The organism is Novosphingobium sp. FG90 (assembly GCF_057808725.1).
In genome coordinates, this window is the sequence record NZ_JBMDIO010000002.1 from 130316 (window position 1) to 145320 (window position 15005).

Here is a 15005-nt window from a genome sequence, read left to right on the forward strand (position 1 = left end):
AACCGTCAGCCGCGCTTGTGGCCGGATTGGCCTGCCTCTGCGCCGGTTCCCGCACCCTGGCCTTCCTTGCGCGGCTCGACCTTCTGAGGCGCCGTGCTCACGACCGGCTTGATCGGTGCGCCCTGACGCAGACCGTTGAGCCCTTGCGTGATGACCTTGTCGCCTTTCTTCAGCCCGCCGGTCACGACCGCGTACTCATTGTACGTGCGGTCTGCGGTGACCTTGCGGCGCTCGGCCTTGTTGTCGGCGCCGACCAGCATCACGTAGGCGCTGCCGTCGAAGTCGCGCTGGACCGCGTTCTGCGGGATCAGGAACGCATTGGGGTCCGATGCCTGGTCGAACATTGCCGTCACGAACATGCCGGGCAGCAGAAGGCCGTCCGGGTTCGGGAAGCGGGCGCGCAAGGTGACGGTGCCGGTGGTCTGGTCGACCGTGACTTCCGAGAACTGCACGATGCCCGCCTGCGGATAGCGGGTGCCGCCGTCGAGCATGAGGTGGACCTCGGTGCTGCCGGGGGTGACACCCCCTGCGGCAAGCCGGCGACGCAGCGAGGTCAGCTCGGCGGCGGACTGCTGCATGTCGACGTAGATGGGGTCCATGCGCTGGATCACCGCGAGGGGATCGGCCTGTGTGGCGCTGACGAGCGCGCCGACGGTGAACAACTGGCGCCCGATCTTGCCGCTGATCGGCGCGGGAACGGTGGTGAAGCGAAGGTTGATCTTCGCCGTATCGAGCGCGGCGGCGTTCTGCGCGATCGCGGCCTTGGCCGTGCGCGATGCGGCAAGCGCGTCCGTGTAATCCTGCTTGGCGATCGCTTCCATGTCGGCAAGCGGGCGATAGCGCTCAGCCTTGACCGACGCAGCGTCCGCCGTGGCGCGTGCGCTGGAGAGGTTCGCCTGCGCCTGGTTGACCGCTGCGCGGTAGAGGCTGGGATCGATCTCGAACAGCGGTTGCCCTGCCTTGACCGTGCTGCCCTCGGTAAAGAAGCGACGCTTGATCACGCCGGTCACCTGCGGGCGCACCTCGGACGTTTCGAAGGCGACAGTACGGCCGCTGAGCGTTGCCGAGAGGGGTACGTTGCTGGTCTGCGCGACAACATAGCCGACTTCGGCAGTGCGCTGCTGCTGCCCCTTTGACGGTCCGCCGGAGCATGCCGCAAGCGACACTCCGGCAAGCGCGAGGGCAGCAACAGGCAGGAGCGGCCAGCGCCAACCGGAGGGCCGGCGAAGGGCATAAGAGGGGAAGCTGTTCAAGTCGCACGCCTTGTTGGATGTCGCATTGTCCTATTCAGCAAAACGGTGCGCGAGCAAGCGTCCATTTCGCGGATGCGACAATTTGCGACTAAAGATCAAAGTCGAATGACAATCCGGCAGAATGAGACGGAATTCGCCTCTGGAACCGGTAATGCGTTCAATTTCGGGTGCGACACCAAAGGAAAGGAAATGGTGCCCGAGGGCGGATTCGGCGGGAAGGCTGGGCTTGAGGCATCTTCGCCGATGAAGGGCGCGAGCCGAGCGCTGATCTCATCAAGCGTGGTCCCGGCATCGTGTGCTGCCCGGATTCGGTCGATGATGTGGTCGATGTCCGATACGTCGTCGGTCATGATGCTTCCATGTTCTGGTTGGTATGATGGGGCAAAGGTCGAGGGTCACGAGGACGCCGATCTCGTCAGTTCAGCGCGGCCATCCTGTGCTATTGCGCAATCCTGTAGAACGGCGGAGCGACGAGCATGGACGACGACTGTGGCTGCCCGTTGTGCTCGGGTGACGTCCCTGCCGAACTGATCGACGATATTCTCCATGCAGCCGCCCAGCCGGGCAGGAGAATGACGGCTGATGAGTTTTTGCGGTGGCTGGAAGTCCTTGAGCCTTCCGCTTCACCGCTGTGATTTCAATTCCACAACGGTGCTCGTGCTGCTCTGAGGTCAGGCGGCGAGAACGCGGTAGACCGATGCCCTGCCGATGTTCATGGTTTTCGCGATTTGGGTTGCCCCAAGCCCTTGTTCCTTGAGTTCACGAATGCGGGCCGGATCGATGGTGGCGGGGCGGCCACGGTAGACGCCTTTCAATTTTGCGGCTTCGATGCCCCGGCGCTGGCGGGCACGGATAAAATGCTTCTCCACGGAACTGATCATACCAAACAAGATTAGCGTGATTTCAGCGAGCATATCGGTGCCGTCGAAGCGGATCGCAGGGTCATTGACCCGAAGGATGGCTCCGCGCTCGATGACACGTTTTGCGATGGTGAGAAGGTCACCCGTGTCACGAGCCAGCCGGTCAGGATGCAACGCGAGAAGTTCGTCGCCGGGTTCGAGAAGGCGGAGGGCCGCTTCCAATTGATCGCGACCAGTGAGGCTCGATCCGTTGCCGATGTCGGCGAAGACGACGACGGCACCCAGCTTCTCCAGCGCGGCCTTCTGCGACGCGATGTCCTGCCCATCCGATGTCGAGATGCGCGCGTATCCGAGAATCTTCCCCAAACCTGTCTCCTCCGTCTCGTATAGAACTAGACCGTGGCCGCTGACCGCTTTGAAATTGAAAAACCGACCCGGTCGAGACGGTATTTCCGTATCGTCGATTGTGCTGCCTAAGGTTACCTATCCGGGACGAGATTCTCACGACCAAGGGATGGAAACAAGTATTTGATATTGTTTCCAGAATCCTTCGCCCGTGACGATGTACGGGGCCATCGGGATCAACGGAGGGAAATACCTGAAATGGCAAGGTACGTTTCCGGGGAATGCTGGTGGAATTGAATTCAGCAAAGGGCTCGGGGCGCTAGCAGAGGATTATCTCCCACATCTCCCGCCAGTCCGCTGCCCATCTCCCACGCTGAAACCCGCAGAAATCCGGGGTCGGTGGGAGGTTGGAAGATACTTCTCTTCAAAAAAGGAAAATGAAACTGCGTTCTCGAATGAGGCGAAAACGTCTTTTCGATCTCCCAACCTCCCACGCGGGGTCGATCAAGATGGCGCAGGATCAAGGACAGATACGACGTTCACCCCATCGTGCCCCGGCCATGACAGAAGAGGGTACGGCGGCACAGCCGCCATGCAACCGTCAGAAGGTCACCATATCCGGTGCATGAATGCTACACATATCGATGATCGGAAGATGGCTGGAAACCATCGTGTGGCTCCCAGCCATTGATCAGGCCGCCCGGCGAACCGACAAAATCGAAGCCAAACGTTGCCCGGTATCCAGACCCCGCGCCTCTTCAACATCCTGACGCTCGGCCAAATGGTAGACGGTGCCACCCCTACCGTCCGATTTCCGCACAAACGGGCTGCCGGGCCTGCCAACGAATTCCGCCAAGGCCCTGCCGAACGAAATGACATTCAGCCTAGCGTGGTTGGGAAACAGGTCTTCCGTCGTGGCGTGGTAGTCTTCCAGCAGAACTTTCGCTCCGACCTTTCCTGCGCTGCCAAGGTGCCATCCGTCGAAGTGCCTTACCCAGTATTCAAGCGGCGTAATCTCGCGCTCTCGCTCTTGCATCGCCTTCAACGTCGGGGCGCTGAGCGGCAAAGGATGAGGATCGTCGGCACGCACAGACCGCCACAATGCTACGAAATCCGTCGAGTTGATGACATCGTGGTCACACCCCGTCGGATGCTCGGGGGACTTGTTCTGGACCGGCATAGGGGCGAAGCGGCGCAAGCCAGTAGCGTCGCGAATTTTATCGCCGAGACGGCCATTCATCGTGCCGATAAAGGTGGTCATCACACGGAATGTCGCTGCGCGCTGGGAATGGAATACACGCGCCGTGCGCTTGTCGGCAGTGATCGCGTTCTTGATCGCATCCATGTCACTCTTCCCGGCTTTTTCCATTTCGTCGAAAAACAGGATTGGCGATGCCCAGAGATCGATATGCCTTCCGTCCATGGCCTCTGCGAAATTCGTAGCAGTTACACAACCCGCAAGCGGTGCAAGGAAGCGCTTGACGGCTTCCGACTTGCCCGCGCCCTGTCCACCATAGAGCACGAGCATGAGGTGGTCATAGACGGGCAGTCCCTTCATCTTACGTTTTGTCTGCCAGATCAGCGACTTCCATGCACCGACGACGTAGCAAGGCGTCGCATCCTCGTCGGACTGATCGAGCATCGCGGTAGCAAAGGCTAGCCATTCTTCTTCGTATCGCGGCGCGTCCGGGGCATCGATCACCGCCCAGACATCGTTCAACACACGATCCCGCTCAGCCTTTGCCCAGCGTTCCACCTCAATCCTGAGCGCCGATTCCTTGAATCCGGCGTCGAGGGTATAGTTGGTGGAGATGATGTCATTGATCAGGTTTGCGACCGTATAGTCGGTGGCCAGCCCGGCGGCGGGGACGCTCAGCATGCCATCGAAATCCATCGCAATCTTCTTCTTCGCGATGAAGGCCCGCACGAATTCCTCTGGGTTCCGGGCTTTCACACCCAAAGCTTCGACCTGCGCGAAAGAGCGGACAGCGCGCTCAAATTCGCGATCCGAGAAGCCTTTGGAGGCCGCCCAGTTTCGAAGAATTATTGGTTTTTGGTCAGTTTCGAGCAGTTTGAAAACCTCGTGGAGGTTAAGTTTGTCCTTGGCCGTGTCGGCATAAAGGGCGAAAATTTCGTTCATCATAATTCATTCAAATCCTAACGTGGGTTGAGATCACCAGAATCTGTCTGGCGCAGGCCATCCTCCGGATGGCGCGGATCGGCGGCGTTGAGAGCCGCGAATTCGAGGGCATTGCGCGCCTGTCTGCGCAGGTCTGCCGGTGGAGGTCGAAGTAGGGCGCGATATGAAAACGTTTCCCCGAGTTCGACGAGGATATCTTCGGTAACCGGCATTGAGCGTGATGCTGCCCGGACCGCTACGGCACAGAGGAAGCGATAGTCCCGCTGCCCCTCCGTGTCGGCAATCGCGCGGATGCGATCCGTGAGAAAGGGACTACGATCCCAATCGGCGAGAACGGCCTGAAAGCTTGGCGCGAAGTCAATGTCAGGCGTTGCGATACGGACCGCAGGGAGCGCGCTTGCACTCTTCCGGACAATAGCGCGCGCTTTTGGCGGCGGGGTCACGTCAACACGAAGGTCCTGCAACTCCGAGGCGCTCAGGACCGGAGCCCCTTCGCTCATTTCAAATGCATTGAAGCCGTCATTGAATATCGTCAGCGTGCGAGTTCGCGGACACTCGTAATCCCCGTCCCATTGCGCCGGGAAGAACGAGAGCCGTGCCGGGTCCTTCGTGCCTGCATCAATGACGCCGCCGAGTTTGTCGTTCACAGCTAGCCACGCCGCCAGATGATGCTGGGGCTCAATTGGGCATTCGTAGGGAAGAATGATCCGGTACCGATGGTGGGATTTCCGACATTTCGTTGTCGTAAAGGCCGTGAATTCAAAACCTTCGCCCCGAAGCCAAGCGGTCATCTGATGGAAGGTCCGATATCGAGGATCGGTGGGACCAATGTCCACGTCGGCACAAATACCGAAGACCTGCCGAACATTGCCGTTGGCGCGTGTGCCATCGACATAGGCTGGCGTTAGCCCGACGTGATCGAGTTTGTCGTTCCGGAGCACCGTCTTGTGAGAGAATTCTTCCAGAATCTCGCCACATTCCTGAAAAGACATTTGCCCTAGCAGAACTTCGGTATTTCGAGCAGAATAGTAAAAAGAAAATATTGGTTTCACAAAAAAGGCTCTCTATGCCCTGCCTGACATAGAGAGCCTCGCTCGGAATAGCGTTCACTACACCAAGATTAAATCTCCAACCCAACGTCAGGCAGAACGTTCAATATATTTATCATCTGATTTTCGCGTCTATTGCAGCCTGCAATGTTGGCGCGGCGTATCCATTGCCGTAGTTTTCCGACGAATTTCGGCTTCCAGAACCGCCACTCCAGCCGCCTAGAGCGAGCGAGATGTCATGAGGCACTTTTGCGCTGCGAAGCGCATCCCTGAAATTGTGGCGGAACGAATGGTAACACGTCCGGGGGCGGTCCGCGCCGCATTTGCGGAGAAATTGAGTGAACCATTTGGAGAATGCAACAGCGCGAATTCCTTTCGGTCCGGGCGCAATCTCATAGAAGAGTTTCGAATGCCCGAAATGTTTCCGGTCGGCGACGAACTTCAAGAAACCAAGTTCAATCAAGTTTTGATGCAGGGGGACCACGCGCTCGCTGGCTCTTGTCTTAAGCCCCTTGTCCTTCGCGCCCGATTCTGACGCTTCAGAAACGGTGAAACACCAAATGCTTTCGACGCAGCGAACGTCGGTCACATCCAATTGGCATATTTCGTTAAGGCGCATGCCGGTGTGCAAACCGATGAGCGGTATCCAATACCGGGCATTTTGGGGGCGGGCGTCGCCCGGAACGGCATAGCCGCGTTCACCGTCGAGGCAGCCGACATACAATGGTGCAGCAAAGATGGTGCGGAGTTGGTTGGTCGAAAACGATGAACGCTTTTCCTTCTTCGAGGTGCGATCCGGCAGGCGGAGTCCTCTCAGCGGATTCTTTGCGATAAGCTCTTCGTTCACCGCCCAGTTCAGGAAAATGGAAAAGGCGGTCAGGAGCGCGTTTGCGTTCGCCGCGCTGATCAGGTCAGCCTCGTCATTGGACCGACCGAGGTTCGCCGCTTCACGTAAGCTGAGTCGAGGGAATCGCTTCGAGGCATTGCGCGGTAAGAAGCGCAGAACGTCAATATACTCGCGACATTGGGCGCGCGACAAGGCGGAGATTGCGACGTTCGCCCCGATCACCGCGACAGCAGTCCGTCGCCCAGTCTCATACGATTCCCGAGTTCGAGGGGACCACGGCTGGGTAGGATCGGAAAGATATCGGTCGTAGGCCTCTCCAAGCGTCAGCAGGGGCGGCTCAGGACTTTTTACGGGGGCGATGTCAATCCCATCGCTATTTCGCTTTAGAAAGGCGCTCTGGCCGCCAATCAGCAGCATCTCGTCCCATGGGAGGCCTAAGCCTCGCCGCGCGCTTTCAAAGGTCGACTCAATCTGGCCTACAATTCTTGGTAGCCGTCGAAGGGCGGCTTCCAAGCTGTCTGTGCGCAGGGATTGCCAAATTTCTGAGCGACCGATTCGCTCGCGAACATCCGCTGGCACTCGACGACGATAATAAAATCGACGGTCGCGAATGATCAGACCAACCGGCAGTCTGTGTAGCAGTTTTGTGTAGCAGCCTCGACCGCCTTCATATGGCTTCCCTACTGGGTTGAGCGCGGCAATCTGGGGGGGAGTGTGTAGCAGTTCAGTGTAGCAACGACCGTTCGAGACAGAGCTTTGCGACGGAACGGTAGGGTTTGCGCCACTTCTGGAAGAAATGGTGCCCGAGGGCGGATTCGAACCACCGACACTGCGATTTTCAGTCGCATGCTCTACCAACTGAGCTACTCGGGCACTCGTTCGGCGGCGGCCTCTGGAAGAGACCGGCGAGCGGTGTGGGCGGGCCTATGAAGAAGGTGGCCGACCTTGGCAAGTCCTAAATGACGAAGAAATTTCAATCGTCCTGTGGATTGTTTTTTTCCTGCCCGACGAAGTCCTCGGGATCGTGGGGCTGGCCGGGCAGTGCGTAGCCGTCTTCAAGCCATTGCAGGAGATCGCGGTCGCGGCAGCGCTTGGAGCAGAACGGTGCGTGCTCGGCGACGCGCGGCTTGCGACAGATGGGGCATTTGCGTTCGGAAAGGGTCATAGCGGCACCGCCTGCGCGAATCCCGCCGTCGGTGCAAGCGCGCGGCTTTCGGTCCAGCGGATCGTGCGCCCGGTGCGCCTTGCAAGTTCGGAGAGCCATGGTTCGGTGGTCGCGGCGCGAACGGCAGGGTGGGCCGTCAGCAGCAATGCGCCCGGTTCCATGACGCCCTCCGCGCTTCGCAGCAGCAGGCGCGCGGCGGCGGCAGCCGGCGCGGCGCGCACACGCTGCGGGATCGAGGGGCGTTCCAGCCGCGCGACGAGCTGGACGAAGCCGAAGCCGTTCATCGCCGTGCGCTGGTGGGGCCAGTGGTCTAGCGCACCGGCCAGCGCTTCATCCACCGCGCGGCGGTCTTCCTTTCGCTCCAGCGAGGGGAAATCGATGCCGATCGACCCGGCAAGGTCGAGTCGTCCGACCGCATCTGCGATCGCGGGCACGGACGCGAGCGCGAGCGCGGCGAGGGGGAGCGTGCCGTCGATGTCGATCAGTGTCATCGCGGGGGTCGGAGTGACTACCAGTGAACCACCGTCGAACGCGATCACGCCATCCAGCGCTTCGGCCACGATTTCGGGCCACGGGTCGTCGGGGAAGCGGCGCACTTTCCTGACCGGCAACCCGTCTACGCGCAGCGCTTCGGCAAGGCTTGGCGCAGGCCGGGGTGCAAGATCGCTCGCGCGCGCTTGGGCGAGCTTGTGGCGGCCTGTCTCTGCCATTGCGGCACGGGTGACGATCACCCGCTGGCGCGCGCCTTCACTTGCGGACCTGGGGAGGCCATCGACAAGGGCTTCCTCACCCGAATCGAAACGGACGGTCCCGCGCGCGGAGCCGGCGCGGCGCGATACGAGCACGGCGTCGGCAACTTCGCCGGCGGCGAGCGGCCCCGGCCAGTGCAGTCTGGCGGCAAGTACGTGGCCGTTCTCGACGAGAATCGCGCGGGCTTCGCCGATCCCGTCCTCGATCAGCCATTCAGCCAAGGGGGAAGCCGGCGCCTTTCAGCAGCGCGCGCGTCTCGAACAGGGGGAGCCCGACCACGCCTGAGTGGCTGCCGGAAATCCACGCGATCAGTCCTTCGGCACTGCCCTGGATGGCATAGCCGCCTGCCTTGCCTTCCCACTCACCGCCGGCGATGTAGGCTTCGGTCTCGTCTTCGGAGAGTTGCTTGAAGCGGACAACGGTTTCGCTCAGCCGCTCGTGCAGCCTGCCGTCCGGCCCGCGAAGGGCGATCGCGGAAAGTACGCGGTGGCGTCGGCCTGACAACAGGGAGAGGCATTTCCGCGCGGTCTTCTCGTCCTCGGCCTTGGGCAGCACGCGGCGGCCGCAGGCGACGACTGTATCTCCAGCGAGAACGAAAGTGGCCCCCGGGGCATCGCCAACCGCCAGCGCAAGCGCCTTTTCCCGAGCCATGCGCCGTGCGTACTCGCGCGGCACCTCGCGGGGGTGCGGGGTTTCGTCGATATCTGCAGCCTCCACCGCGAAATCGCTCATCCCGATGCGAGAGAGCAGTTCGCGGCGTCGCGGACTTGCGGAGGCGAGAATGAGTCGAGGGGGCTCATGCCCCGCCGACGAATCCACCATGTTCAGGTCAGGACCCGAACTGGCCCGGACCGCCACGGCCCGGCATGAAGCGGTAGGTGATGCGACCCTTGGTGAGGTCGTAGGGGGTCAGCTCGCAGAGCACTTCGTCGCCTACCAGCACGCGAATGCGGTTCTTGCGCATCTTGCCTGCGGTGTGGCCAAGGATCTCGTGGCCGTTCTCCAGCTCGACGCGGAACATCGCGTTGGGGAGAAGTTCGACCACGCGGCCGCGCATTTCGAGGAGTTCTTCTTTCGCCATCGGCGATCAGTTTCCGTTGTTCTGGTTTGTCATCGGGGCGCGACATAGCCACGACTCCGCGAAAATGGAAGCCTTGGCGGCATTTTTGCCAATCGTGTGGCCGCATTGCCTCCAGTGGAGCGCCAGGCGTGTCGTCGGCAAGCCCTTCGCGATCATCCGGGCAATGGCTCAGGTTACCGGTTCATCGCCGCGCAAGACGGTTGCGACAAAATGATACCGCGCCGCTGCTTGTGGTCCGCCAGAGGCCAAGGCAATAGCGCGGGAGGGGAAGGAACACATCACTATTTCACAATTGCACGTTGGCGGAGACTGCACTTGCGTTCCTTACCATTGATCAGCCTTGTGGCGTGCCTCGCCATGCCCACGCTCGCGTCGGCAGCGGAAGGGGCGGCCGACGCACCGAATGCGCCGGTCATCAAGGATGATGACAAGGATCCGGACGATCCTCTGGAAGTTCACGGCAACGAGATTCTCGTCACGGCGCCGCGTGTCATCGGCTCGATCGACGTGCCTCAGCAGCCCATCGAGGTCTTTGACGAGACCGACATCGCCTCCTACGGCGTAAGTTCGATCGAGGAACTGCTCGACGCGATCTCCCCCCAGACCGGAAGTGGTCGCGGGCGTGGGGACGGGCGTCCGGTCATGCTGCTCAACGGCCAGCGCATCTCCAGCTTCCGCGAGATGCGCGGCATCCCGCCAGAGGCGATCCGCCGGGTGGAAGTATTGCCTGAGGAAGTGGCGTTGCGCTTTGGCTATTCGGCCAACCAGCGCGTCGTGAACATCATCCTCAAGGATCAGTTCCAGGCGGTGACGACGTCGGGCGAGTACAATCGTCCGACGCGCGGCGGCTACGACAATTACGAGCTGGAAGGCGGCCTGTTCAAGATCGCCGGGCCGCGCCGCTACAACATCAACGGCAAGCTCGACAATACGGGCATGCTGACGGAAGCCGAGCGCGGCGTGACGCAGGACGCATCCCGCGTCTCCCAGGTCGCGGGCGATCCCGATCCGGCCCGCTACCGCAGTCTTGCCGCGCAGGACCACGAACTGACGCTTGAAGGCACGATGACGCAAGGGCTGGGCGAAAAGGGCCTGGCCGGCGCGATCACCGTGACGGGCGGCTATACGCGCTCGAACACGCTGTCGCTATCCGGGCTCGATACCGTTCCGCTGACTTACGACGGCCAGGAACTGCGCCGTACGCTGCCCGACCCCCTGACCAATCGCTCGATCACCGATACTTTCGAGGGGGGGCTGGGCTACAGCACGATGGTCGGCGAGTGGCAACTGAGCGCCACCGCCAATGCGACTTATACCGACAACAATACCCGCGTGGATCGCCGCCGCGGCGAGGCGCAGTACGGCGACCTGCAGGCCGAGGTCGCTTCCGGGGCGCTTTCCATCACCGGGGCCTTGCCCGATGTGCCAGGCGCCGGAGTGGACGTGGCGACGACGCGCCAGCTGACCCTGTCGAACCTCGTCACGCTTTCCGGCAAGCCCTTCCGCATGCCTGCGGGCGAGGCGAACCTGACCGTGAAGGCGGGCTACGACTACGACCGCTCCATGAGCGAGGATACGCGCACCACGGTGGGCGACGTGACGCTCAGGCGCGGCGACGTGCTGGGGGGCGTCAACCTCGCGCTGCCGTTGACCAGCAAGGGCGAGGACTTCCTCGGCGCGGTGGGCGACATTACCTTGAACTTCAGCGGCGGGCTCGATCACCTGTCGGACTTCGGCACGCTCAAGGACTGGAGCGCGGGCGTGACCTGGTCGCCCACCAGCACTCTGATGCTGCAGGCCAGCTATATCGTCGATCAGGCCGCGCCGAAGCTGACGCAGCTCGCCGCTCCGAGCGTCGAGACGTACAACGTCGCGGTCTACGACTTCACCAATTCGCGCACGGCGCTCGTCACCACGGTGACCGGCGGCAATCCGGATCTCAAGAAGGAAACCCAGCGCGACTGGAAGATCTCGGCTCAGTGGAAATTGCCGTTCCTGCAGCGATCGAACCTCATCGTCGAATATTTCCGCAACCGGTCGAGCGACGTCACGCAGTCGTTCCCGCTGCTGACCTCGGCGATCGAGGATGCCTTCCCCGACCGCGTGACGCGCGATGCGGACGGCAACCTGACGCGCATAGACCGGCGTGCGGTGACGTTCGACGAAGTGAAGTCCTCGTCGATGCGGTGGGGCTTCAACATTTCGGGTAGCCTGGGCGGTTCGTCCGCTTCGTCGGGTAGAGGCGGAACGGAAGGGGGCTCGGCGCGGATGAGCGCTGCGCCGGTACAGTCGGTCACCGGCCCCAACGGTCCCATGGCGGGAGGCCAGGTGCTCGATGGCGGACAGGCGGGGGGGCAGGCGACAGGCCAGGCGACAGGCCAGTCGGGACGACCCAACTTCGATCCTTCGCGCTTTGCCGCGATCCGCGAGAAACTCTGCGCGCCGGGTGCCGGCGATCCCGATCCGGCGACGTTGCCCGAAGGGCTGCGCAATCGCCTCTCCGGCGCCGACGGCAAGATCGACGCGGCCAAGCTGGCCGAGTTCAGGCAGCGGGCCTGTTCCGCCGATGGACCGGGCGCTACGCCCGGTGCGGGCGGCGGCCGTGGGCCGATGGATCCGGAGCGTTTCGAACGCATCCGCACGGCGCTCTGTGCAGGCGGCAGCGGTCCGCCCGACGTCGCGAGCCTGCCGGACCGTATGCGCGAGCGTATCATGGGTGCCGACGGCAAGGTCGATCCGGCCAGGCTGGCTGAACTGCGCGAACGGTTCTGCAACGCGCCGACGCCAGCCCCCGGCACGACCCGCGCCGAAGGCGAGCAGCCCATGTTCCCACCGCCGGGCGCATTCGGTGGTCCACCGCCGATGGCGTCCAATGCCGGGGCAGGTGGTGCGGGCGGTACGCGCTCGGAGCAGGGCGGTCGTGGTCCGGGTGGTATGGGCAGTCCGGGAGGAGGCGGCGGCTTCGGCCCTCCGGGTGGTCGCAACGGCAGCCGCTGGAACCTCTCCGTCTATCATACCTGGCGCTTTACCGACACGATCCTCATCGCGCCGGGCGTGCCGGTACTGGATCAGCTCGGCGGCGATTCCGCCACAGCGGGCGGCACGCCGCGCCACACGATCGAGGCGGAGGGCGGTCTGTTCAAGAACGGCTACGGTCTGCGCCTGAAGGCCGAATGGAACGCCCCGGCGCGCGTCGATGGTTCGGGCGCTCCGGGGAGTCAGGACTTGCGGTTCGGCAGCACGTTCGACGTGTCGCTGCGGCTGTTCGCGGATCTTGGCCGCAATGAGGACCTCGTCGCCAAGATGCCGTTCCTCAAGGGATCGCGCCTTTCGCTGCGAGCGGACAACCTGCTGGATTCGCGCCAGAAGGTTACCGATCAGAACGGGAGCACCCCGATTGCCTACCAGCGCGCCTATCGCGAGCCGCAGGGCCGCGTGCTGGGGATCGATTTCCGCAAGATGTTCTGATCCTGCGGATAGGGCCGGGTCGGGGACTACCGATCCGGTCACTCATGTCCTATCTGCCGAAAATGGCGAGAACACCAGCCGGTACTCCTGAGCAGCCCAACCAGCTCGAACGCTTCAATGAGGAGCGGGCGACCTACACCGTGCGCGGTTCCGACCAGCCCGACCTGCAGGCGGGCGTGGAGGTCATCCGCGATACGGTGCGCACGCTGCCCGCTAAGCCCGGCGTTTACCGCATGCAGGACGCGCGCGGCGACGTGCTCTATGTCGGAAAGGCGCGGGTGCTGAGGAACCGCGTCGCCAACTACACCCAGTGGGAGCGCCTGCCCGGCCGCCTGCAGCGCATGGTCAGCCAGACGCGCTCGATGACGATCGTCACGACCAATTCGGAAGCCGAGGCGCTGCTGCTGGAAGCGCAGCTCATCAAGCGCTTCCGGCCCGCGTACAACGTGCTTTTGCGTGACGACAAGTCGTTCCCTTTCATCCTGCTGCGCACCGACCACGAGTTCCCGCGCATCATGAAGCATCGCGGCGCGCGGCGGATGAAGGGCAATTACTATGGCCCCTTCGCCAGCGCTGGTTCGGTGAACACCACGATCAACGCGCTGCAGAAGCTGTTCCTGCTGCGCAGCTGCACCGACAGCTTCTTCGCCCGGCGCGACCGGCCTTGCCTGCTCTACCAGATCAAGCGCTGCTCGGCCCCTTGCGTCGATCGCATCGACGAGGCGGGCTACAAGGAGCTGGTGCAGGAAGCGAAGGACTTCCTCGGCGGCAAGTCCAACGCGGTGCAGCGCAAGATCGAGGCGCAGATGGCCGAAGCCGCCGCCGACCTCGACTTCGAGCGCGCGGCGATGCTGCGCGACCGCCTGCGCGCGGCGACCTTCATCCAGGGCAGCCAGGCGATCAACGCGGAAGGGCTCGACAATGCCGACATCTTCGCGATGGCCAGCAAGAGCGGGCAGGTCGGCGTGCAGGCCTTCTTCATCCGCGGCGGCCAGAACTGGGGCCACCGCGCCTTCTTCCCGACCCACACCGAGGGGCTGAGCGAGGAAGAGGTGATGCAGGCGTTCCTCGCGCAGTTCTACGAGGAAGTGCCGCCCGCACGCTGCATCCTGGTAGACCGCGAACTGCCCGAGGCCGACCTCATCGCCGAAGCCCTGCGCGAGAGCGCGGGCGGCAAGGTGGAGATCTCCGTCCCCCAGCGCGGCAACCGCCGTAACCTGATGATGCAGGCCACGCGCAACGCGGTGGAAGCGCTCGACCGCCGCCAGGCCGAGCGCGGCACGCAGGCGAAAGTCTGGCGCGAGATGGCCGACTTCCTCGAACTGCCGGACCTGCCGCAGCGGGTGGAAGTCTACGACAACAGCCATATCTCGGGCACCAAGGCGCTGGGCGCGATGGTAGTGGCGGGGCCGGAGGGCTTCCAGACCAGCCAGTACCGCAAGTTCAACATCAAGTCCGCGCAGACCGACGACGACTACGCGATGATGCGCGAGGTCATGACCCGCCGCTTCGGCCGCGTGCAGGAGGAAGACCCCGAGCGCACCGGCGGCACCTGGCCCGATCTCGTCCTGATCGACGGCGGCAAGGGCCAGATGAACGCGGTGAAGGACGCGCTGGAGGAACTCGGCATCGAGGACGTCAACCTCATCGCCATCGCCAAGGGGCCGCATCACGGGCGCGAGGGGCGCGAGGTGTTCCACTTCCCTGACGGGCGCGAGAAGATGCTGCCGGTGAACTCGCCGGTGCTGTTCCACCTCCAGCGCCTGCGCGACGAGGTCCATCGCTTCGTCATCGGCGCCCACCGCGCCAAGCGCAGCCGCGCGATCACCGCCAGCCCGCTGGACGAGATTCCCGGTATCGGCCCGGCCCGCAAGCGCGCGCTGCTGCTGCACTTTGGCACCGCGAGCAAGGTGCGCGCGGCAAGCCTGGACGACCTGCGCCGCGCGCCGGGCGTCAGCGTCGCGGTCGCGCAGACGATCTACGATTTCTATCACCCGAACGGCTGACCGAAAAAGACGACCGGCGCGTCACCTGCGGCGGACCGCGC

Annotated in this window: 13 protein-coding genes, 1 tRNA gene and 1 pseudogene; 3 read left to right on the forward strand and 12 right to left on the reverse strand. The window is 62.9% G+C overall.

Features of this window, described 5'->3' with window-relative positions:
* Positions 1-5: 5 nt before the first annotated feature.
* Positions 6-1253, reverse strand: a complete 1248-nt coding sequence (locus tag ACODRZ_RS02190) for an efflux RND transporter periplasmic adaptor subunit (protein ID WP_488970804.1) — start codon at positions 1251-1253, stop codon at positions 6-8.
* Between the two features lie 95 nt (positions 1254-1348).
* Entirely contained in the window at positions 1349-1603 is a 255-nt protein-coding gene (locus tag ACODRZ_RS02195; RefSeq protein ID WP_488970803.1) for a hypothetical protein, read from the reverse strand.
* Positions 1604-1729: 126 nt separating this feature from the next.
* Between ACODRZ_RS02195 and ACODRZ_RS02200 the strand changes: the two genes are divergently transcribed.
* Positions 1730-1888 carry a hypothetical protein gene (locus tag ACODRZ_RS02200; RefSeq protein ID WP_488970802.1) on the forward strand — a complete coding sequence of 53 codons (159 nt, stop codon included), beginning with the start codon at positions 1730-1732 and terminating at the stop codon, positions 1886-1888.
* Positions 1889-1924: 36 nt separating this feature from the next.
* Here ACODRZ_RS02200 and ACODRZ_RS02205 read toward each other — a convergent pair whose 3' ends face one another.
* The 10 genes and pseudogenes from ACODRZ_RS02205 to infA all read right to left on the reverse strand — a co-directional run bounded on the left by ACODRZ_RS02205 (position 1925) and on the right by infA (position 9490).
* Positions 1925-2479 (reverse strand): recombinase family protein, encoded by a 555-nt coding sequence (locus ACODRZ_RS02205; protein WP_488970801.1) that lies wholly within the window; start codon positions 2477-2479, stop codon positions 1925-1927.
* A 670-nt stretch (positions 2480-3149) separates the two neighbouring features.
* Positions 3150-4598 carry a VapE domain-containing protein gene (locus ACODRZ_RS02210; RefSeq protein WP_488970800.1) on the reverse strand — a complete coding sequence of 483 codons (1449 nt, stop codon included), beginning with the start codon at positions 4596-4598 and terminating at the stop codon, positions 3150-3152.
* Positions 4599-4615: 17 nt separating this feature from the next.
* Positions 4616-5590 (reverse strand): hypothetical protein, encoded by a 975-nt coding sequence (locus ACODRZ_RS02215; protein ID WP_488970799.1) that lies wholly within the window; start codon positions 5588-5590, stop codon positions 4616-4618.
* 172 nt (positions 5591-5762) lie between these two features.
* Positions 5763-6911, reverse strand: coding sequence for a site-specific integrase (locus ACODRZ_RS02220; protein WP_488970798.1), 1149 nt, complete (start codon positions 6909-6911; stop codon positions 5763-5765).
* Between the two features lie 36 nt (positions 6912-6947).
* Positions 6948-7292, reverse strand: a pseudogene (locus tag ACODRZ_RS02225) (DUF6538 domain-containing protein); the annotation flags it as partial.
* Positions 7292-7367: transfer RNA gene (locus tag ACODRZ_RS02230), tRNA-Phe, on the reverse strand. The gene ACODRZ_RS02230 and the pseudogene ACODRZ_RS02225, both read right to left, overlap by 1 nt.
* Positions 7368-7467: 100 nt before the next feature.
* On the reverse strand, positions 7468-7659 hold the full coding sequence (locus ACODRZ_RS02235; protein ID WP_488970797.1) for a DNA gyrase inhibitor YacG: 192 nt from the start codon (positions 7657-7659) through the stop codon (positions 7468-7470).
* A complete protein-coding gene (locus ACODRZ_RS02240) occupies positions 7656-8630 on the reverse strand; it encodes a ribonuclease (RefSeq protein ID WP_488970796.1) in 975 nt (324 codons plus the stop codon). Before ACODRZ_RS02240 ends, ACODRZ_RS02235 begins: the two co-directional genes overlap by 4 nt.
* Positions 8623-9231 (reverse strand): Maf family protein, encoded by a 609-nt coding sequence (locus ACODRZ_RS02245; RefSeq protein WP_488970795.1) that lies wholly within the window; start codon positions 9229-9231, stop codon positions 8623-8625. Before ACODRZ_RS02245 ends, ACODRZ_RS02240 begins: the two co-directional genes overlap by 8 nt.
* A gap of 7 nt (positions 9232-9238) precedes the next feature.
* Positions 9239-9490, reverse strand: a complete 252-nt coding sequence (infA, locus tag ACODRZ_RS02250; RefSeq protein ID WP_008832182.1) for a translation initiation factor IF-1 — start codon at positions 9488-9490, stop codon at positions 9239-9241.
* Between the two features lie 357 nt (positions 9491-9847).
* On the opposite strand from infA, the gene ACODRZ_RS02255 reads away from it, so the two are divergent.
* Positions 9848-12958, forward strand: coding sequence for a TonB-dependent receptor (locus ACODRZ_RS02255; RefSeq protein ID WP_488970794.1), 3111 nt, complete (start codon positions 9848-9850; stop codon positions 12956-12958).
* Between the two features lie 62 nt (positions 12959-13020).
* Complete coding sequence (gene uvrC, locus ACODRZ_RS02260) at positions 13021-14964, forward strand: excinuclease ABC subunit UvrC (RefSeq protein WP_488970793.1); 1944 nt, start codon at positions 13021-13023, stop codon at positions 14962-14964.
* The last annotated feature ends 41 nt before the right edge of the window (positions 14965-15005 follow it).